The sequence below is a fragment of the Streptomyces sp. NPDC097640 genome (genome assembly GCF_040302705.1).
Taxonomy (GTDB): domain Bacteria; phylum Actinomycetota; class Actinomycetes; order Streptomycetales; family Streptomycetaceae; genus Streptomyces.
In genome coordinates this window covers 1-20,099 of record NZ_JBEOSB010000040.1, presented here as the reverse complement: position 1 = coordinate 20,099, position 20,099 = coordinate 1, and the positions used below count along the sequence as shown (strand labels likewise).

The 20,099-nt window shown below is 68.6% G+C and carries 15 protein-coding genes and 1 pseudogene; 5 read left to right on the top strand and 11 right to left on the bottom strand.

The genetic code is table 11. From position 1 onward, the window contains the following. Positions 1-19 precede the first annotated feature (19 nt). Entirely contained in the window at positions 20-907 is an 888-nt protein-coding gene (locus tag ABTY62_RS42150) for a hypothetical protein (RefSeq protein WP_352134680.1), read from the bottom strand. Between the two features lie 111 nt (positions 908-1,018). Here ABTY62_RS42150 and ABTY62_RS42145 point away from each other — a divergent pair, with 111 nt between their 5' ends. Then, positions 1,019-1,435 (top strand): transposase, encoded by a 417-nt coding sequence (locus tag ABTY62_RS42145; protein ID WP_352134679.1) that lies wholly within the window; start codon positions 1,019-1,021, stop codon positions 1,433-1,435. Between the two features lie 304 nt (positions 1,436-1,739). Here the strand turns inward: ABTY62_RS42145 and ABTY62_RS42140 are convergent, their stop codons facing one another. Beyond that, a complete protein-coding gene (locus ABTY62_RS42140; protein WP_352134678.1) occupies positions 1,740-2,402 on the bottom strand; it encodes a TetR/AcrR family transcriptional regulator in 663 nt (220 codons plus the stop codon). A gap of 62 nt (positions 2,403-2,464) precedes the next feature. On the opposite strand from ABTY62_RS42140, the gene ABTY62_RS42135 reads away from it, so the two are divergent. Then, on the top strand, positions 2,465-3,319 hold the full coding sequence (locus ABTY62_RS42135; protein WP_352134677.1) for a class I SAM-dependent methyltransferase: 855 nt from the start codon (positions 2,465-2,467) through the stop codon (positions 3,317-3,319). Positions 3,320-3,379: 60 nt separating this feature from the next. Here ABTY62_RS42135 and ABTY62_RS42130 read toward each other — a convergent pair whose 3' ends face one another. The 5 genes and pseudogenes from ABTY62_RS42130 to ABTY62_RS42110 all read right to left on the bottom strand — a co-directional run bounded on the left by ABTY62_RS42130 (position 3,380) and on the right by ABTY62_RS42110 (position 9,632). Further along, a complete protein-coding gene (locus ABTY62_RS42130; protein WP_352134676.1) occupies positions 3,380-3,949 on the bottom strand; it encodes a phytanoyl-CoA dioxygenase family protein in 570 nt (189 codons plus the stop codon). Between the two features lie 303 nt (positions 3,950-4,252). Further along, a complete protein-coding gene (locus ABTY62_RS42125; RefSeq protein WP_352134737.1) occupies positions 4,253-5,221 on the bottom strand; it encodes a TniB family NTP-binding protein in 969 nt (322 codons plus the stop codon). 86 nt (positions 5,222-5,307) lie between these two features. Then, a pseudogene (locus ABTY62_RS42120) lies at positions 5,308-7,349 on the bottom strand (TnsB C-terminal domain-containing protein). A 59-nt stretch (positions 7,350-7,408) separates the two neighbouring features. After that, positions 7,409-8,164, bottom strand: coding sequence for a TnsA-like heteromeric transposase endonuclease subunit (locus ABTY62_RS42115; RefSeq protein ID WP_352134674.1), 756 nt, complete (start codon positions 8,162-8,164; stop codon positions 7,409-7,411). Positions 8,165-8,324: 160 nt separating this feature from the next. Further along, positions 8,325-9,632: a DNA-binding protein gene (locus ABTY62_RS42110; RefSeq protein ID WP_502997629.1), complete on the bottom strand. Its 1,308-nt coding sequence runs from the start codon at positions 9,630-9,632 to the stop codon at positions 8,325-8,327. A gap of 1,076 nt (positions 9,633-10,708) precedes the next feature. On the opposite strand from ABTY62_RS42110, the gene ABTY62_RS42105 reads away from it, so the two are divergent. Genes ABTY62_RS42105 through ABTY62_RS42095 form a run of 3 tightly spaced genes read left to right on the top strand, consistent with a single transcriptional unit; the run spans position 10,709 to position 12,140 of the window. Next, entirely contained in the window at positions 10,709-10,990 is a 282-nt protein-coding gene (locus ABTY62_RS42105) for a hypothetical protein (RefSeq protein WP_352134672.1), read from the top strand. Then, positions 10,987-11,514 carry an RNA polymerase sigma factor gene (locus ABTY62_RS42100; protein WP_352134671.1) on the top strand — a complete coding sequence of 176 codons (528 nt, stop codon included), beginning with the start codon at positions 10,987-10,989 and terminating at the stop codon, positions 11,512-11,514. The genes ABTY62_RS42105 and ABTY62_RS42100 overlap by 4 nt, the downstream gene beginning before the upstream one ends. Further along, positions 11,511-12,140, top strand: coding sequence for a hypothetical protein (locus ABTY62_RS42095; protein WP_352134670.1), 630 nt, complete (start codon positions 11,511-11,513; stop codon positions 12,138-12,140). The genes ABTY62_RS42100 and ABTY62_RS42095 overlap by 4 nt, the downstream gene beginning before the upstream one ends. Positions 12,141-12,441: 301 nt before the next feature. On the opposite strand, the gene ABTY62_RS42090 is transcribed toward ABTY62_RS42095, so the two are convergent. The 4 genes from ABTY62_RS42090 to ABTY62_RS42075 form a co-directional block, all read right to left on the bottom strand. Then, on the bottom strand, positions 12,442-15,372 hold the full coding sequence (locus ABTY62_RS42090; RefSeq protein ID WP_352134669.1) for a Helicase associated domain protein: 2,931 nt from the start codon (positions 15,370-15,372) through the stop codon (positions 12,442-12,444). Between the two features lie 38 nt (positions 15,373-15,410). Then, positions 15,411-18,080, bottom strand: a complete 2,670-nt coding sequence (locus ABTY62_RS42085; RefSeq protein ID WP_352134668.1) for a DEAD/DEAH box helicase — start codon at positions 18,078-18,080, stop codon at positions 15,411-15,413. Positions 18,081-18,199: 119 nt separating this feature from the next. Further along, the gene (locus tag ABTY62_RS42080; RefSeq protein WP_352134667.1) at positions 18,200-18,733 is read right to left on the bottom strand and encodes a hypothetical protein; all 534 of its coding nucleotides are present in this window, start codon (positions 18,731-18,733) and stop codon (positions 18,200-18,202) included. A 36-nt stretch (positions 18,734-18,769) separates the two neighbouring features. Continuing rightward, positions 18,770-19,594, bottom strand: coding sequence for a hypothetical protein (locus tag ABTY62_RS42075; RefSeq protein WP_352134666.1), 825 nt, complete (start codon positions 19,592-19,594; stop codon positions 18,770-18,772). Between the last annotated feature and the right edge of the window lie 505 nt (positions 19,595-20,099).

Below are 20,099 nucleotides of genomic sequence, written 5' to 3'. Positions count from 1 at the left end.
CGCATTCTCCTCTGCAGCCTCAGTAGCGCGTGTGATTCAGCGCGTCGGCAGCCCTGAGGGCTCTGTCCGCGGCTCCGGAAAGGAGCTTCGCGTTGTCCGGGAGGCTCTCGAGGGAGTCGGCAGCCTTCATAGTCTTGTCCGCAGCCCGCCAGAGAACCCGGGCATTATCCGGGAGATTCACGAGAGAGTCGGCAGCGTCGGCGAGGACGTCAGCGCTGTCTGGCAGGTTCCGGAGAGAGCGGGCGGCGCTGGCCAGGACGTTGGCGCTGTCCTCCAGATTCCGCAGGGAGTCGGCGGCCTTGGCCGGCACGTTGGCACTGTCCTCCAGGTTGGCGAAGGTACGCGCTGACTTGTGCAGCATGGTGATGCCGTCCTCGGAGATCCCGAAACCGTGAACCCTCGGGTCCGCCAGCTCCTTGACGACGACCTTGAGCAGAGCGGCAAGCTCCGGAGCGGTCTTGGCGAACTCGTCCAGCGCGGGCCCGAGGCGGTCGACAACCTCGCTCTGGGCAGTGGCGATCATCTCGCCGAGCTCCGCTTTGGTGAGCTCGCCCAGCCCCGCCAGCGCGTCCAGCCCATCGGCCTCACGGGCGTCCTTCCAGCCCAGCAGCACCTTCACCGGGTACTTCTCGCTGTCGGGGCCGTCGACTTCCTCATGGTGCGGATTGCATAACAGGATGAGGTTGTCGAAGCCGTTGCGCTCTTTCACCGACCAGCTCGGATCGAACCGCTTGCCGCCCTCTTCGAAGGCCCGGACGTGGGCGATCTCGAGGCTAAGCTTGGGCGCGCCGTTGATCATGCGAATAGTGGGGATGTTGCAGTCGGGCCAGTAACAACCCCCCCGGGCCAGAGTCATGAGCGCGGCGATCGTGGCGTTGCTGTAGTAACGGCGTGGCTTCTTGTCCACGGAGCCCTCCCCTTCGGCGACGGACACTCGCGGGGACCGTAGCGACGCCCACTGACAAGAACCGGCGCCCGCATTGCCCGACGGTTGCCTTCGAGCCATCTCCCCGGGCTGGTGCCGGATCAGCCGCGGCTGACGCCCTGGCCGAGATCCAACCGGGGTCGACCGCGATTCGAGCAGGGCTGGGAAGTGCAGAGTCAAGCGACCCATGCGCCCCGTACTTGCCGCAGGAGGTCGTCCGTGCGAGAGCTCCGTGAGCGAGCCGTCCGCAAGGTCCGGACCACCGGCCCAACGATCGAGCGCATCGCCAAGGACCTCGGGATCCCCAAGGAAGCCCTGTGGGGCTGGGTCCGCCAGGCCGAGGCGGCCACCGGCGAGGGCGATGACCGGATGACCACCACCGAGCGAGATGAGCTGAAACAACTCCGCAGCAAAGGACGGGGAGTTGAGGTGGGTGCATGGGATCCTCAAGGCCGCGGGCGCGTCTCTTGCGGCGGAACTCGACGTGCCCGGACGAGGCCGACCAGATGATCGAGCACTTCGGGCTGCCTTTCGTGCCCTGGCGGCAGAGCCATCCCCGGCAAGCTGCTTCGGGCACCTGAAGGGGGCTTTTATCTGAAAAACCATCCACTGCTGTCACTTCAGCCGTTAGTGCCTGTGTCTGAACCCTGGGTGAGAGTTTTCGCAGGTCAGAATTCGAACAGAGTCCGTTGAGCGGCTCTGTCCGTGTGTCAGCTGGTGTTGGGTACGGCCGGGCTGACGGTGGTGTCCTCTAGGGCCTGTCTCTTCGATCACGATCAGAGCCCCCGATGCATCGGCGCTGGCCAACTGCGGACTATGTCGCCCTCAAAAGCCGAGTTGGCCAGGGCCCGTTGTCGACCAACAGCTGAGAGCTGAGGGCGTCATACGCCCATTGCTCCCACTTGGCCGGTGGCCATGCGCGGTCGCGGGTGAGGACCACGAAGAGCTCTGGGCTGAGGATGGCGTAGATGATGTCCGCCGCTTCTTCGGCGGGGATGGCGGGGCGGGCGCCTGGCTTCTTGGTCAGCGACTTCGCCGCTGTCGCGATCACTGTGTACCGCGGGTCTGCCTGATCCGGCCACAACTCTCTGATCTCCGGGTTGGTTGCTGTCGCGGCGCGGACCATCTCGTTGATGGCCGCGACGCGTTCGAGTGTCCTACGCGTGCTGGCGACCAGTGCGGCCAGTGCGGACTCGGCGGTAGGCGCGGTCGTAACCTCCATGAACCAGGGCCGATCCATCGTCGACACGGGTTCGTCGTCGCCCGCGATCGCGACATCGATAAGTTCCTTGAGCAGCGAGGGCTTGTTGCGAAAGACGAAGTAGATGGTCTGCACCGCCACCCCTGCCCGGTCGGCGATCTCCTGCAGCTTTGTCGCCCCGTAGCCCCGCTCGACGAAGAGCGCGCCGGCCGCCTCGATGATCCGTCGCCGTGTCTCCTGAGCCTTGCTGCCCTGCTTCCCCTTGCCAGCACCCATGACTGGAGTCTATATCTAGAGTTGAACTCTAGAGGTGAACTCTAATCTTTGGAGGGCAAGTCGTGCACACGATCGCCAACCGTCAGCAGGCAGAGGCATGGAACGACTGGGAGGGCATCCTCTGGGCCGAACACCCCGAGCGTTACAACGGGATGATGGGCTCGTTCAACACACCCCTCTTCGCCGCCGCGGACATCACAACCCAGAACTGGGTCCTCGACGTCGGCTGCGGCACCGGCCAGACGACGCGCCTCGCAGCGCAACGGGCCTACGACGGAAACGTCGTAGGTATCGACCTGTCCGCGCCGATGCTGGAACGTGCCCGCCGTGACGCAGCCGCGGAAGGTCTCGAAAATGTCACCTTCGAGCAGGGTGACGCACAGGTGCATCTACTCCCCGACCGCGGATTCGATGTCCTCATCAGCCGCGGCGGTGTCATGTTCTTCGCCGACCACGTCGCAGCCTTCACCCATCTCAGGCGCGCGCTCGTGCCCGCCGGCCGCCTTGCGTTCCTGGGCCCGCAGCCCGCGGGCCCGGACAGCGCCTACGCCCGCGCAACCGCTGCACTTTCGCCGTTCCTGCGCGAGGCATCCCCCGCATCCAGGGGTATGGGGTCGCTCCTCGACCCAGCGCGCATCCGCCAAGTGCTCGCCTCCAGCGGGTTCACCGACATCAAGGTGGCTCCAGTCGAGGCGCCCATGACCTTCGGCGCCAACGCGGGCGACGCCGCCGACTTCATCTTCTCCATGGGCCCGACGCGCTACAACCTGCGCAATGTCGACCCGGCAACTGTCACCCGTATCCGTGCCGACGTACACGACGCCCTCACGGAGTTCGAGACCGCAGACGGTGTCTGCATCCCCGGGGCAGTCTGGATCGTCACAGCGACGCGTGAGCGTATCTCTTCGGGCAATTGACGCATGCCACAAGATCAATGATGAGGCAGGTCCTGGCCGAACCCCCGGCTCACGTTCCCTTCACTTCTGACCGACGGCGTCAGCCCAGGCGGAGAGGTCGAGATCCGGATACCGCAGCGACATGCCGGCCAGCGTCTGCGGAGTCCAGTACGGATGGCCCGGCGGCGGAAAGCCGAACGCCTGCAACTGGCGGGGGCTGGCACGGGAGACGAAGCTGTACCACTCCTCCTGCACCGCCGCATACGCCCAACCGCGTCGTTGGCCCCAGGTCACGGCAGCAGGACGGTAGTTCAGGTGCATCGTATAGCGAGCCCCGCGCGGCGCGGTCATACCGGTGCCGCGGTGGAACGTACCTGCCTCGAAAGCCACTACGGTTCCTGCGGGACCGGCCGCGGAAACTTCGACGTCGTACAACGGCGAGCCGCCGGGCTGATGGAAGCGGCTCCCGCTCTCGAAGCCCGGGCGCAGATAGCGGTCCGGCACCGCGGGCAGGTTCTGCGAGTGCCGACGCGCTACCAGATGCGCCGGGCCGCAGTCCTCCGGGACATCGGCGAGATAGACGAACATCTCCAGTTGCTGGAATCCGGGCGCGCTGCTCGGCACGAGCAGGCTGTGGCCGGGGTAGTCCATGTGGATGTTCTGGTCGTAGTCGCTCGCCCCGGCAAACTTCGCCCAGGCTTCGGCTCCGTAGATCTGGATCGATAACGCTCGGAGGGGGGTTTGTTGGTGGGCCGAGTGTTTGTTGGCCTGCGGTGTTGTGGGTTTGTTGAGAGGCGGGGTGGGCGGTTGGGTCGGGGTGGGCGGGGTGTGTGAGCTGGGCGTATGTGTTGTGTGTGGAGTGTGGCCCGGGTGGGTTGTAGGTAGTCCTAGCGCGTAAAGACTCGGTTGGCGTTTTCACTGGTCAGCGCTTTTTTGCCTGTTTGACGGGTGGGGTTAGCGGCTGTGGGTGGGGCGTCTGTGTTGTTCGGCGAGGTGGTCGAGTTGTACCGCGTTGAGGGCGGTTTTGGTGATGCGTTCGGTGCCGTCGGTGATGGCGGTGATGGCGGCTTGGCGGATGAGGCGGGTGAGGGATCCGATGCGGCCGGCGGTGCGTTGGTGGAGGTAGGCGGCGTGGGCCGGGAGGGTTCCGGGTTTGTGCTGCTGGAGGTCGAGGGCGTTCTCGATGTCGGTGATGACGTCGCGGAACGGCTGGCGGGTGCCGTGGCGGGCGGGGAGGGGGCCGCAGTCGATGAGGGTGGCGCGGCCGGCGAGCTGGGCACCGCGGGTGCCGCTGAACAGGGGTGTGTCGGTGACGTTGATGCCGGCGTACACGAAGGTCGCGGGGAGGCGTTCGGTGAGGTCTTTGATCAGGTCGGCGGTTTGGGCGCCGGTGGTGGTGCGGGGGTTGAGGCGGTGAATTTCGTCGATGAGGACGAGTTGGACGCCCGCTTGGGTGTAGGTGTGGCAGACGGCGTCGGTGATCTGGGTCTGGGTCATGCGGGTGGTTACGGGGATGCCGAGGTAGCGGGCGAACTCAGTGATGAGGGTTTTCGCGGTGGCGCCGGGAGGGACCAGGACGTACGCCACGGGTGTCGTGGCGTGGGCTGACCCGGGCGGGGGCGGGTTCTTGCGGGTGTGGGCGAGGTGGCATGCGCGGCCGACGTTCAGCAGGGCGGTGGTTTTCCCGGCTGCGGCGGGTCCGGTGACGATCAGGGAGGGCCGTGCGGTGGTCTGCTGGTGGCGGCCGAGGATCATCAGGGTGCGGACCTGGGTGGCGAGCTTGCTGATGGCGGGGGTGCGGATGGTGACGAACGCGGAGTGGTAGGCGAGGCGTTCGTCGCGGCTGCGGGGCGGGTCGTCTGGCTGGGGCGGGGCGGGCGGGTCGGTGGTGGCGAAGCGGTCCCAGCCCTGCCAGGTGGTCAGGGGCCAGGAAGGTTCGGCCGTGTTGCCGCTGCCCGCGTCGGCGGGTGCGCTGGGCGGTTGGTGCGCTGCGGGGTGGGGGCGGGTGTTCACCACTTGTCGGCTTCCTCGTATGCGTCGTAGAGCCCGAACCCGGCGGCCGCGGCGGGGCGGGTGTCGTCCTCGGGGAGGTCGTCGAGGTCGTCGATGCTGTCGTCCTCTCGGTGCTGCGCCGGCTCGCCGGTTATGGGGCCGGTGCCGTAATGCGGGTGCCGTGCGGCGGGAACTGGCAGCGTGGTGGCGCGGGCGAGGAGAGCTTGTTCGGTGGTGGTGGCGTGGCCGCTGTGGACGCGGCGCATGAGCTGGTCGAGGGCGTCGGCCAGGCCGGCCTCATGCTGCTGGCTGTCGTCGTGGTTGTTGTGGTGGGCGTGGGTGCGGATGTGCTGCCAGGTGTGGTCGTTGAACGGCTGGTGGACGTGGTCGCGGTGGATCCAGGGGATTTCGGTGAGCTCGCCGTCGGGCAGGCGGATCCAGATCTGGCGGACGTCGTGGGGGTTGTAGTGGATCTCCCATTTCCCGCCCCGGCCGGCGACGGGGGAGGTCTGGCCGGGTACGGGGCGAGGAGATCGTGGTCGTAGGTGCGGTGGTGGATTGTGATGCCGGCGGGGGTGATGGCCTGCCAGCGCACGGGCAGCAGCTCGAGGTAGTCGCTGCCGGTGAGCGGGACGGGCACGTATCCGGCGACGGCGACCAGCGCCGCCCACATCTGGTTCGGGGTGAGGGCCTTTTTCGGCATCATCGGGTGGCGCAGGCCTTCGTGGGGCCGGTTGTGGTAGTGCACCAGCCATTCGTCGAGCAGGTCCTGGAGCTGGGGGACGCTGTAGCAGGTGTCTTTCTCGGTGTCGGGGCCGCGGCGGGTGACGTCGGATCCGGTGTAGCCGGGCAGGTGCTGGCAGAACAGGGCGTTGATGGTGCCGAAGGTCCGCTCGACGATGCCTTTGGCGGTAGGGGCGCGGGGCGGGGCGGGCTGGACGCTGATGCCGAGGTGTTCGCAGGCGGCGGTGAACGCGGCGGAGACGAAGACTTTGCCGCGGTCGACGACGATCGTCTCGGGCAGGACGAAGGGCCGGGCCGCAGCCCCGGCCAGTCGCTCGTCCAGCGCGGCCAGCCGCTGGTGGGGGAGTGCGGGGGCGTGGTCCATGCGCAGGATGTCCGGCCAAGTGGGGCGGGCGGGGTGCGGGACGGCCATCTCCGCCAGCAGCAGCGCCGCGTCCACGGCCTTGGTCGCACTCGGGCACAGCACGGCGGCGAGGATGGCACGGGTGGCGACGTCGACGGCGATGGTCAGTTCGGGCCGGGCCAGACGCCCGTCGTCGAAGAGGGCCAGGACGTCCAGGCGGGTGGTGTCGACCTGGACCTGCTCGCCGGGCCGCAGCGCCGTAGCTGGGGTGAACGCCCGCCCGTCGACGCTCGCCGGTACTTGCCGGACGGGTCCGGAGGGCAGTTCGCCGGGCCGGGCGAGGTTGGTGACGAGCCGGTACAGCGTGGCCTGGGACGGCGCGGGCACCGTGCCTGGGCCGTGCCGGTCCTCGAGGATCTGGTTGATCAGCGGGAACAGGCCGTTGATGGTGCCCTTGGAGCGGCCGCGGCGGCGGCGCAGTGCCTCGCGGACGGCGGCGACGACCCGCTCGTCGGCCCGGCCGGTGGGGCTGGAGGCGCGGGTGGTGCGGTGGTCGAGCAGCCCCCACAGGCCTTGCTTGCGGTAGGCGAGCCGCATGCGCTGCACCGTGGTGCGCGAGACCCGGCCGAATCCGAGCGCGGTCAGCTCCTGGGCCTTGGCCTGCTCCCGTTCGGCCAGCGTGTACCGCTCGGGGTCGTACTGCTCGCGCACTGCTCCTTCGCTGCCGGGCCCGCCAGGCAGGCCGCATTCGACTTCCCTGACGTGTCGTTGCCACGCCAGCGCCTTCTCACGCGCCGCGGCAGGGGCGGTCTCGAACAGCCCCCACTGCGGGGCCGCCTGAGGCGCATCGGCCCCGACGACGGTGAAGCCGGGGTCGGCGAACAGGTGCCCGGCGAGCACGGCCTCACCGCCGCCCTCCGGGCCGACGAGGTGGATGTCCTGTCCCGACAGGGCGACCACTTGCCACTTCATGCCACGGAAGCGGATGTGAGCACCGACCTTCACGGCCGGCCGGGCATTGCGCCGCGCGGTCACCCGGCATCTCCCGTCTGGGGGCCGGTCCAGCCCCGCGGGCCGACGGGGACGCGTTCGTGCAGCGGCGTGTCCAGGCCGGCCGTCAGCTGTCCGTGCCACAGGGCGTGAAAGACGGCGGGCAGGACCTCGATGGGGTCGCCGGCCGCGCTGGCGCCTTCGATCAGCGGCCGCGGCCGCGTGAACGCCTCCAAGACAGCGGGCATCAGGCCGGGCTGGCCGGCGTTGCGGGGGTGGCGGTAACCGGACAGCCATTTCAGGTTGGCGGCCAGTACGTCGTCGAGCGGTGGGAGGCGCCGGTAGCTCCAGCCGATGTGCGCGCACGCTTCCGCGACGGCCTTGGCGGCGCCCCGGGCGCGTTCGCCGCCGGCGCCCGCGTGGCTGGGACAGTCGGCGAGCAGCGCGGTGCCGTCGGCACGACGGGCGAATAGCTGCGGCACCCAGGAGCGCACCTGGCCGCGGGGGTTACGCCACAGCAGCCGCACCGGCCGCCCCGCCAGGCCCGTCACGTCCGGGTCGCGGTCCAGGACCATCAGCTGGCCGCGCATCGCGTTCGACCCCGCGGCCACGTGCCGTCCGGTGGTTGCCGACCACCACAGGCCAGGACCCCAGCGCCGCCCCGGGATCACCGGGAACGCCGACACTGGCGGCAGTTCCTCGAACGCCACGGTCATGGCGGCATCCGCCCACCGCTGCTGGACCGCCTGTCCCACCGGGTCAAGGAACACCGCCTCGAACCCGCTGCCCTGGTCCACGGCCGCTCGCCCTGCCCGGCTCCGGGGCCGGGCCGCTCCTGTGCTGGTCACTCGCGCCAGCCAAGCCGCTCCCGCCGGCAGACGCCGCCGTTTTCAGTATTTCTGCCACGAACGAGTGCCGTATCAGCTAACAGCCGAGTCGCCCCCTGGCGCATCGCTCTCAGCCGCTGTCTTCCCGCCCGCTCGCGGTCAGCATCTCCCGGAGCACCTCGACGGGCATGTCCATCCACCGGGCGACCTCCTCAAGGGGCACCCCGCCGTTGGCCGCGGCCAGGGCGGTCCGTTTCCAGGCATTCTCGATCAGACCGGCACTGTGACCGAGCCCGCGCAGCAGCCGCCGCGCGACGTCGGCGGTCGGGCCGGTCTGCACCCCGCGCAGCTGCAGCAGCTGCTCCTCGGCGCTTTCGATGGCACTGGTGATCAGCGCACGCTGCTCGGCGGGCACCGTCGCACGCCACATCCTCCCCGACCCGGGCGCCTTCTTCTCCTTGCCCAGCACCCGCAGCTGTCCGGCCATGGTGGCGGGCTGGTGCTCCTGGCGCAGCCACCAGGGATCGTTGTCGTATCCGGGTGGTCCGCCGGCGCCGCGGCGGATGCGGATGACAGTGCCCATCCAGGAGGTCAGCGGGCCGCCGTAGTCGGTCGCGGCCAGCGGCCCCAGCCACTCCCGCCCGACCCGCTCGCCGAGCCGGCGGCAGAACATCCCGTCGGCGGGCAGCGCCCGCGGCCGCCCGGCACCACTGTCGACCCACACCAGCTGGGCCATGGCTGGGTCCAGCAGCGCGTCGGCGACCGCCACCACCTCGGGGAAGACGACCGCGTCCCGCCCCACGATCCGCCACCGCTCCAGATCACCCCCGGCGTCACCGCCCGCGACCTGGTGCAGGCGCCGCGGCCAGACCGCCTCGCGCTCCCAGTGCAGAGCCTGCTCCCACCACCGGGCCACCACCGCATAAGCCAGAGCGAACACCCTCTCCGGCTCGACTCCGGCCCGTACCGCCCGCCGCGCCACACCCGTCCACCGCCGCTGCGCCGTGACCACCTCCGGCACGCCGCGAAGATCGAGGTGCTCCAGGACCTGGTCGGCGTCCGCGTCCAGAAGCCACCGCCGGTGCCGGACACACACCCGCTCCCATCGCGGCGCGTATCGCATGACCCGCACGGCCGTCCCTGTACGCCGGGCGGCGCACAGGCGGCAGCCGAAGGCGACCGGCCCGGCGACCGCGCCGCCGGTCCTCCACGCCGCCGCCGGCACTCCGTTCCTTCCGGCCGACAGCTTGGAGTCCTCTTGTCCCCAGGACGGCAACGCCCGTGCCAGGACGTCTTCTTCGACGCCGCACAGGCCTGCCAGGAGCTGCCGTCCGGCTGCGTTCAGCAGCACCTCGGCGTCGGCCCGCGCGCCCCCGCCGTCGTGCCCAGGCGGGTAGTTGCGCCACTGCCAGCACGACCGCAACACCTTCGCTTCCAACCCATAGTGGCTTGCGATGCGGCAGATCAGCGACGAGGTCGTCTCCCTCTGCAGGGGAGCGGTCCGCAGGAGGCCGGGATGATGGATCACTCCACCACGGTCTCGTGTTCGCCGATCCGGGCGGGCGTTTTCGCAGTAGTTCGGTCCGGTCCTCGGCCCGTCGTTGGCTCACTTCCCCAGGTCGTCCGCTCCCAATGCAGGAGCTGGTAGGCGTTGGCGTGGCAAGGGATTGGCCCATTGGAGCTTATCGTGATGCTTCGGTCGCACTAAGCTACGTCCGTGGTAGTTGGCGAAGACGCTCAGGTGAAGGGCTTCTCGAGGGCACGATGCGCATCTTGGGCGCGTACGCGAACACGGACTCGGAGTCTTGCGGCCGTCGGCTGACTCTGCCGTGGCCGTACGGGGACCGGACGTTCTCCTTCGATCTGGGAGGAGCCAGGCGCGGTGACCCCTACCAGAACGACATGTTCTACGCGGAGGTCAAGAACTACGCTCAACCTAGCGATCAAGGAACGCAGTTCGATTCTTGCCAAGTGCTACGTGGCCGCCCACTTTGTATGCGGGAGCTGTCATGCCGGAGAAGGCCTTCGCCGAAGCCCTTGGGATCCGGTGCCCGCATGCCCGCAGCTGGGCAAGCCCCGCCGTCGGGTCCGGCTCGGGCACGTTGCCCCGAATGGCGGCTTGCCCGTCCCGGCCGGTGCGCGCCTCCTGATACCAAGCGTGCGGTTCCGGCGGGAGGTTGATGTTGTTACCTCGTCGAGGTGATGCAACATCACCATCCGATGGCCGGGCCGCCCCCAGATGAACCAGTACCCCGCAGGGGCTGCCCTCCTGCACGATCTGCAGCCCGCCCCCTTGAAGGGGGCGCTGGTCACCGACGGGAACTCCATGGGGCGGGCTCCCCATCCCATCGGCGACAACTCGTGTTTTCGCTGGTCAGAGGGTTCATGGTGCGGCAACTTGGGTGCGAGGGAAAAAAGTTGGCCTGCGGCATCCGGATTCCGGCGCCTCGGCGCGTGTAGGAAGTGAGGGCGTAAGGGTCCTCATCAACGAGTCGATGATGGGAGGCCGGTCTGGTGACCTGGCTCGAGTGGATGGGAGCAGGCGGGATCTCGGTCCCGCTGATGTTCCTGGCGTACTACGCGCTGCGCCGTACCAAGAGCGCGGTGCAGATATGCCTGAAGGCGTACCTGCAGACCCGTACGGAGCGCGAGCAGCGCGCCACGATGATCGCTATGGCGACGGCGCTGCCGCAGGGCGGGGCCGCGGCCCGTTTCGAGGAAGGGCAGCCGACCTGGTTGTTCTACAAGCACTCGGAGCAGGGCCCGTCGGCGATCGTCACCCGGGAGGCTGCGTGACCGAGCCCGACCGGGGCACGGACTTTGAGGCGTTCGTCCTCGAGACCAGCGCGGTGTTCTCCCGCGTGGCCCGGGCCGAAGCAGGCGGCGACCTGCACAGCGCGGAAGACGCTGTGCAGGTCGCCTACATGCGTATGTTCACATCGTGGGAAAAGATCGTTGCGCGGCCCGGTAACCCGGCCGCCTACGGCCGCACCGCGGTCAAGAACGCGGTGATCGACCAGTTCCGGCGTAATCAGCGCATGACTCCTGCACCGGTGCAGGAACTGCCCGAACAAGAATCCCAGATCGGCATCCCCGATGCTGCCTACGAAATGATTAAAGAGGGTATCGATGAACTAGTTGCCAAACTTCCCGACCGGCAGCGGCAGGTCATAACCCTGTGCGTTCTCCAGGACATCAGCCCTGAAGACGCCGGGAAGCGCCTGCGCCTTAAGGAGGAGTCGGTGAAGCGCATCATCCGCGTAGCCATCAATAACCTGAAGAAGTTCGTCCACGAGACCGGCGAGGAGGGAACCGCATGAGCACCTGGGACAGGGAAAATGAGCAGAGCGCTATCCGGCTCCTCGCCGTATGGGCCCTGCTCGAACGCTCTGAGCAGGCACTTTCGAAGAGTTCGCGGACACCCGAGGACTCGGTACAGGCGGAGGGGGGCCAGCTTGCCGGCTGGCCCCCGGCCCCCGCCCCCTGCCCGGACGACCCAGAGCACACCGAAGCTAAGGGCGAACTCGTACTGCTGCTAGCACGTGAGTGCGCGCATAAAGCCACCGCGGAAGAAACACGCCGAATCGCGGAACTCCTGGAATATCTAGACCGGGACGAAGAGGCATTGCGTTGGTGGAAGTGGGCGGCAGAACGAGGCGACGAAGATGCACGGGACTATCTAGAAATGCTTCATACCGAAAGGCAGGAACATGATAGCCCGCCAAAAAATGACTCTCCGATGCCCTCGCAACTGGGAACGAATCCAGCACTGTTTGTGTGTGAAGCCAGCGGAACAAGCGCCGGAACACACACATTCGCGGCCGTTCAACTGGCGTTGAGTGCTGCAGCAAACCCAGAGCTGAGCGAAGAAGTAAAGCAGCTAGTGAGGGAGATCGAAGAGTACTTGCAGCATCCCGATCGCATGACAGATGGAAGGCGACGCTGATGCGTAAGTCCCTTCTGCCATGCCCACAGGGAAGAACAGGAGCTGCTGTATAGGCAGACCCATCATGAGTGCCTCAAGCTGAGGCACAGCGACTCGTTGAGGCAGCGGCCGCCCGGGATCCCGGGCGGCCGCTGCTGCGTGCGGGATCCGTGAAGCGACTCACGTATCCCGCACGACGGAAGCACTTGTTCGTCCTCGAAATTCAAGGTGGTTGGTACGGCGTTGAGCGAGCCGCTGCGTTCGCTGGGCTCCTGGCCCGTGCGTACCACAGCGAGCAGCAGCGCGCTCGCTGAAACTAGAGCTACCTGCCCACGCTGATGCCGATGTCGGCCAGGAGCTGCTGCTGGTCCGGGTGTAGGAGCGGCCATGCCTGGCGCTGGGCGGTGATCCATCGTGTGGCGCGTGGGGTATCAGGGTGGGTGCGGGTGTGGTGGTAGGCGTACTGCCACCGCATTGGCCAGGGAGGGTTCCACCACGGGTCCAGGCTGGCCAGGACCCGGGCTTGAGGCGACGTTCCGCTCTTTTTGCGGGCGCGCTGGCGGTGTTCGGCCAGCCAGCGCCCGATCGGGAAGCCTTCGTGTTCATCGCTTGAGCGGGCAGCAAGGTGTCCGTGCCGGGCCGCGTACGAGCGGGCATGGGCGACGTCGGTATCGAAGCGCGGCGTGGTGGTCAGTCGGCGGGAGTCACGCGGGCCGACCCGCGCCCGTGCCGTTTCGAGGGTGATGCCGATAGCGGCGAGCAGGTGCTGCTGGTCGGGGTGGAGGCTGTCGTAGAGGGTGCACTGGCGCTTGACCCAGATACCCAGGGCGTCCTTCCCGACGGGAAGACCGCCCACCGTGTCGGCTCCACGGCCGGCACGCATGCAGTCGCGGGCGCGGTAGTAGTTGCGCTGCCAGTGCAGGTCCCACGGCGGGTTCCACCACGGATCGATCGCGGCCAGTTGTCCAAGGTGCGGCGAGGCGGGCTTGCCTTTCCGGGCGCGCTGCTTGGCGCGGTTGCGCTGGCTGAACAGCCACATTCCGAGCGCGAATTCGCTCTGCCGTGTATCGCGTGGAACGGCCAGGTGCCCGTGGACGTCGGCCCAGGCCCGGGCGTGTACCAGCGCGCTGTCGAACCCGGCTCGGTGGTTGGGGCACTGTCCGACCCGGGGAACTCCCAGCGGCCTGTGCTGTGCGACTGCAGGAAGGCCTCCCACCGCTGGCGCACCTTCCTCATCTCCTTGTGGGCCACCCGGGGCCCGCACGGGCGCAACAGACGTACTGGCCGTGGCGGCCGGTGCCTCGGCGATGGCCGTCTCAGGCTTCAGACCGAGCTGGTCGAGGAGATCGTGCTGGCCCGGCAGGAGCAGGTGGTAGCGGCGCTGCTGGACGCGCAACCACTCCTGCGCCGACCTGTCCATCAGCGGAAAGCCCGCAACCAACTCCCCGCCCCCCACCTGCTGGAGCTGCTGGCACGCGTGCTCGTAGGAACGCTGCCAGCACAAGTGCCAGGGCGGCCGCCACCACGGGTCGATCCGTGTCAAAGCCTCGGCACGGCCTGACGACAGCACCCCGCGCCCCATCTGACCGCGCCTGTCGGAAAGCCACCTGCCCAGCGGATAGCCCTCATGCACGGTGCTGACACCGACTCCCGCCAGGCTCCCGTGCTCCAGGGCCCAGGCCCGGGCATGGGCGAGCGCCTCCTGCTCCCCGGCGCGCTGACTGCGACGCCGGGGCCGGGCATCCCGAGCCGCCGCGGCATCGATGCCCAGCCGTGCAAGGAGCCGTTGCTGCTCAGGATGCAGATCCGGAAACCGGGTGCACTGCAGGTACAGCCACTCGCCCAGGCTGAGACCGGTACCGGGAAATCCTCCCCGCGCATCCAACGGGCCCTGTTCCGCGACGTGACATCTGGCCTGGTGGTAGGTGCGCTGCCACAGGGTCGGCCACGGTGTGTCCCAGTACGGGTCCAGTGCACGCAGCGCGGCGCTGCGCCAGGCAGGCATCCCCAGACGGAGCATGCGCTGGTTGGTCATCCACGCCCCCAGAGGAAAGCCGTCCTGGAGCGTGTCCGCCCGTGTGGCCAGATGCCCCCGCGCAGCCGCGTAGGCCCAGGCACAAGTCAGGCCCGCTTCGAAGGCCTCGTCGGCCTGGCGGCTGTGCCCGCGCCGCCGTTTGAGGGGCAGAGCCTCTGCGGCTTCACCGCCGGCCACCTCCCGCAGGTACTGGGCGAGTTCGACAGCCAAGAGACGAGGCCGGTGCGCGGGATGGACCTTCCACAGCAACCGCTGCCCGTCGCCCTCCGGAACTACCGCCGCCTCGCTGCACTGGTGCGCCCAGGCGAACAGCGGTCCGTCCATGCACGATCCCAGGCGATCAGCGAGCCAAGACCGCCGCAGACAGCGCGCCAGCTCACTGACGAGCACGGGGAGGTCACCCAGGCAGAAAGGGAGATGGCCGCGCACCTGGGCTGCGATACGGCGCCTCATCGTCTGGTCTACCAACACCCCGGCAACGGCCACCGTCTCCGGATAGGTGACCAAGCCACGGGCCAGGACCCGCCACCGCCCGGGCTCCTCGCCCTCGACAACCGTCGCACACAGCCTCGCCGGCCACGTAGTTTCTTCCGGCCACTTCTGCGCCCACCACCAGGCTGTGACCGCCTCAGCAACCTCGAACGCCGAACCAGCGACGGGGGAGCGGCGCAGCAGCCTCCGGTGATCCTCCTGCGCCTGGACCACCTCCGGGCATCCGGCCAACCCGACGACACGGCCCCCGCTGCCAGGCACGCTCATCAGCCAGCACCGGTGGCGCGGGCAGACTCGCTGGTGCGCCGCCAGGTACACCCGGGCTGGTGCAACGCGGCCGGTCCGCGCAGCCACACAGCCCGGGCACGCCGGACCCCAGGCGGCAACCGTCTCGACCCCGTTGTGGAGCCGCGCCGTCGGCCTCTCCTTCGAGGGGCCCAGCGGCTCCTCCCGCGTCCAGGCCGGCAACGCACGGCGTAAGCCCACCTGCGGCACACGACACAGCGCCGCGACCCGGTCCCGGGCCGCGGCGTTCAAGAACACCTCACTGTCGCCCTGTAGAGCCCCGATGACGGCCTGCTGGCCAGCCGCTTCGGTAACCGTCGACAGCAGACTCCTCACCGCCAGGCCATACCTGTCCGCGATCCGCTCCAGGAACGACAGCGTCATCTCACCCTGCAGCGGAGTCACACGAAAAGCACCCGCGGCCAGCAACAGCTTCCCCATCCGTCTCGTCGCTTCCAGACACTCCACCCGCGAGTCGGTCAGTCGAACAGCCCCAACTCGGCCAGCCGCTGCCGCTGTTCCAGTGGCAGCGAAGTCCGCCGACTACGCATGTTGCTTCGCCACACCCCCAGTTTGACCGCGTGCTCCTGGCCATCGACCAGGATCGTCTCTGTGTGCCGTCGTGGGACCTTCACTGAGCCGGTACGGGCCTTGTACTGCGCCAGGGCCGCGACCCCTCGCTCGAAGGCGCCAGAGGCGCCCTTACGCGCCTTGGCGGGCGGTTCTCCCGGCGCGGGCAGCGGCGTGACACCGAGTCCGCTCAGGCGCTCGCGTTGTCCGTCGCTCAGCTGCTCCCAGTTCTCACGTTGTGCCTTCAGCCACGCGCCGATGTCCTGGTCGCCGAAGGTGACGCCGGGCAGGAGCTCAGCCAGCGTCGCCTGGTCCGCGATCAGGCTGGCCAGCGCCGCGTACCGGCGTTGCCAGTCGATGGGCCAGCCCGGGTTCCAGCCGGGGTCGATGGCTTCCAGCGCCCTGCGGCGGTCGGCCGCGCGGGCTTCGTCCCGGCCCAGGCCCCCGGCTTTGCGGAGATTGGCCAGCCACTGGCCCACGGCTACCCCGTCCACGACCGCGTCCTTGGGCGCGGCGAGCGTTCCGTGGACCGTGTGATACACCCGGGCCGCGGCCAGGTTCTTCCAGAACCGGGCGTCGGCGACCGACCAGACCATACCCAGCTCCTCCAGCAGCTCGGCGCGCCACGGCTTCAGCGTTCCGAGGCGGAACTGACGACGTTGCTCGCTGACCCAGGCCCCCAGCGCATACGTCTCGCCGTTGCCGTCGCCGCCATCGCCTTCGGTGGCGCCGATGGGCACCACGGCGTCCAGCGGCACCTGCGCATCCCCGTGGGCCTGGGCCCACTTACGCAAGGCGTTGAGGCCGGACAGCCACACCTCGGAGTCGGGTCGCAACACGCGCGTGCGCAGGAACGCGGCGATGACGTCGGGGTTGCGCGGCAGAGAGAACCGCAGCAACGGTACCCCCGCCGCCTCCGCCCCGCTCTCTTCCTGCTCCTGGGACCCGCTGTCGGCCTCCGCGCTCTCGGCGCTCTCTTCGGGGTGGTCTTCGCCGTGGTCCTCGGCGGCGCTGGTGCTGTCGACTGCCTCGTCTGCGGCCTGCTCGCCCTCGTCTTCGTCGATGTCCTCGTGCTGCGGGTCAAGGGCCACCACGGAGATGACCTGCCCGCTGGAGGTACTGGTCCGCAGGGCCATGCGCTCGATGATCCGGTCGTCGTGTGCCCGGAGTCCTTGGAGAACGGCGACCAGAGGGCGGTAGCTGGCGGAGGCCATCATGTCTTCGGGGTCTTCTCCGGGCTGGAGGAAGATGGGCACGATCAGCCGCGCGACCTTCCCTTCGCCCGGATGCTGGCGCAGGCCCCGGCCGGTGATCTGCACGATCTCTACCGGCGAGCTGCGGGTGTCGGCGAAGACGACACCGCCGACCCCGCGCTTGCCGCGGATGTCGACACCCTCGCCCAGCACCCGGCAGGACGCCAGGATCCCCATGTCGGTCACCCACCCCTCGGCGTCCAGGCCGTCGCCGAACCGGTCCAGCACCGCCCGCCGGTGGCCGGCCGCGTGCTCCCCGCACAGCCACTCCGCCCCCACCCGCTTGGGGTAGGCCACCGGATCCGTCTCGTACAGCTCGGCCGCGGTCTCCGGCAACGCACGGGCAAACGCCATAGCATCCAGCGTGCGGCTGTGGAACGTCATCAACGACCGGACACCGGTGGCATCGGAGTGCTTGAGCAACGCGGCCTGCAACGCGGCCAGCCGCCGGCCCCGCTGCTCCTCCACCGACGCATCCGGACCCGGCGTCTCGGGGTCGCGGATCTCCAGCACGTCGATCTCAAACGAGGCGAGGACGCCCCGCTCGACACTCTCCATCAACCCGAGCTCGTACAGCACCGGCCCGTACAGCTCGACATCATCCATCGACGCCACCAGACGCCCGCCCAAGCCGTCCTCAGAGCCGCCCTGCGCACCCTTCCCGCCCGTGGACCCGGCCGCACTGGGAACGGCCTCCCACAGGCGCGGTGTGGCCGTCATATACAGCCGCCGCACCGCCGGAATCCGCCCCTGATCGTGAACCGCCGCCCACGCTTTCCCAAGATCACCCGAACTCCGGTGCGCCTCATCGACCACCAGGAGGTCGAACGGACCCATGCGGGCCCCGGGCGACCCGCGCATGGCCCGCTCCAGCACCCCCGCCGCCGCGCCCTCGTCATCCTGGCCGTCTCCCGCCCCCTGCGGGGCCAACGAGGCATAGGTCGCGAACACCACCATCGGCCCACTGGCCGCCCACCGCGCAAGCTGCGCGGGATCGGTCGTGCACCGCACGTCCAACGCCTCCAGCAGCGGGTCAGCCCCCAGACTGCAGACCGCTACCGCAGGGCCCGAATGCCCCACCGCCCGCCACGCTTCCACGGTCTGTGTCAGCAGTTCCAGCGTCGGCACCACGATCCCCACCAGCCCCCGTGGCACCATCCGCAACGCCGCCACACCCGCCGTGATCGTCTTGCCCGACCCTGTGGACGACCGGACCTGACCCCGCAGACCCCGGGCAGGCACAACCCCGCCCGCAGGGACCGAAAGCCCCAGAATAATCGCATCCACAGCCTCTACCTGATGAGACCGAAGCTCAATCCCACTCAATTTCCGACTCCCCTCAAGCTGCAGTTGACAGAAACCCGAAGAACCACCCGCGAAATACCGAACGCATCCGGGACACGTTCACGAACAGACCGCTGCGCCTGTTCACGCGATACAGGAACTCAGCGCGACGGCACGAAAGGCGAAACAGACACCGCGCCGTCCTCGCCGACAATCACACGCTCCGCCAACAACGCCAGCACCCGCTCCGGCGCAAGACCCACCCGACTGGCGACCGCCCGCAGTTGCCGGCTCGGCCCCGCGGACAACCACACCTCGGCCCGCAGCTCCTCCGCCGCCTCCCGCCGCTGCTTCAAGAAGGCAGCATGGGCCTCCAAAGCCCTGCTGCGCCGCTCCGCACGCTCCTGGGCCCAGGCGGACCCCTGAGTGTCCTGCTTCGGGTCGTACGTCGCCCAGCCCGAGGAACCCATCAGACCCTCAACACGACGCCACTCGGCGTGCTTTGCCTCCCACAGCTCCGCCAGCCCCTGCGGGTCCGGGGCGTACGGATACGGCCCCTGCCCGGAGAAGGACCACAGCTGTTCACGTGCCTCACGCTTCCGCACAGCCGCTTCAGCGACCGCCTCGTCCACCTGCGCAGCAGACATCCCCTTGCCCTGCCGCCGCACCGCGTCCCGCGCCTTGTTCCTGCCCACTCCAGATCACTGCTCGCTCCCTCGCCTGTGACGCCGTCAGGCGGGCTGGTGAGGCCGGGCCGCCGCGCCGGCGTCGGTCCACATCACGCCGCCCACACGGTGCCAACCGCCCGGTCCGCCGTTTGAGGGCTGCTCCTGCGGGTTGTAGTGGCCGGCCTCACGGCAGCACACAACGCGATCACCATCAGCATCCAACGTGCTGGCGGTGCACAGCCCACCCGCTTCAGCCAGCGCCTCTAGCGCCCGCCTCCACGCCATCGTTTCCGGGCACGTGACCGCCAGGGCCTGCCGCGCGAACGCCTTCAGCCGGGACAGTTCGTCACCCTCGTCGGGCTGCGCCTCCTCTACCCGCACGATCCGGTACAGACCAATGCCATACAGGCCGCCCTCCCGCTCATGCACCGAACGCACCTTCTGCGCGGCCTCCTCCACCGAGCCAGCGTCGGCGAAGTGGGTGATCGTCAAGACTCCTGGGTGCGCAGGGTCCTGGCGCCGCGCCATCACCCGGTATCGCCGGAGGTCTCCTCCCACGGCTGGCCCCTGGCCTGTGCTGCTTGTGGCGGCCGCGCGCTGGATGCGGGCTTGTTCCCACTGGGCCACTTTGGGGTCGGCCTGTGGGTTGTATGTGTCCATGTGCTGCTCGGTCATCACGTAGCCGATGCGGCGCCATTCGGTGTGTTTCCACTCGGCGTGGTGCAGGGTGTCCAGGCGTCCCGGTTCGTCAATTCCCCGTCCCGCCTGGCGTTCCCATCCTCGAGCCTTTTCGGTTTCCTCGGCTACCTTTTCCCGGTCCATTCCCGTGGCTTTCTTCTGCACGGATCGGTGGATTAGTGCGCGTGCGGTGAATTCTTCGGAAGTCATGTTGAGGTCCTTTCTGGCGGGGGATGTCTCCGAGAGTCAGTGTGCTCCGGGGGTGGTGCCGTGTTTTCACGGACTCTACCCGGGCATCACGGAGTGATGCAGCAGGTTCGTCAAGGGTAGACCTGAAAGGGTGTCGTGCGGTACGGTGGTCCGCGCACGGTACCGTCAGGCAAGCCCGCGCTGAGGTGTGATGATGTCGCGTCAGCTGCTCGCGACCCAGTCACCCAAGCCGATCTCCGTCACCTACCCACACAGCCCGCCGATCTTTAACCTCAACGTGAGCGAACCTGACGGTCAACCAATCGGGGGCTGAACCGCCCCGGTGGTTTAGCAAGGGGGCGCTGCACACGCCGAACTGGCCGCAAGTCAATTCGCGCGTATCGCGTGAATTCCGGAGGAATTCATAAACCAATTCCGGAGGAATTGGTTTAACCCCCGGAGGGGGTTGTCGTCTTGACGATCCGTAGGATCGTGCGTCGTCCTCCGGAGGAACGACGCACGATCC

What these genes read in the sequence shown, in the direction of transcription:
- ABTY62_RS42075 (WP_352134666.1), bottom strand. Translation starts at nt 19,594, where the DNA reads ATGACTTCCGAAGAATTCACCGCACGCGCACTAATCCACCGATCCGTG.
- ABTY62_RS42090 (WP_352134669.1), bottom strand. Translation starts at nt 15,372, where the DNA reads ATGGGGAAGCTGTTGCTGGCCGCGGGTGCTTTTCGTGTGACTCCGCTG.
- ABTY62_RS42130 (WP_352134676.1), bottom strand. Translation starts at nt 3,949, where the DNA reads ATGGACTACCCCGGCCACAGCCTGCTCGTGCCGAGCAGCGCGCCCGGA.
- ABTY62_RS42140 (WP_352134678.1), bottom strand. Translation starts at nt 2,402, where the DNA reads ATGGGTGCTGGCAAGGGGAAGCAGGGCAGCAAGGCTCAGGAGACACGG.
- ABTY62_RS42095 (WP_352134670.1), top strand. Translation starts at nt 11,511, where the DNA reads ATGAGCACCTGGGACAGGGAAAATGAGCAGAGCGCTATCCGGCTCCTC.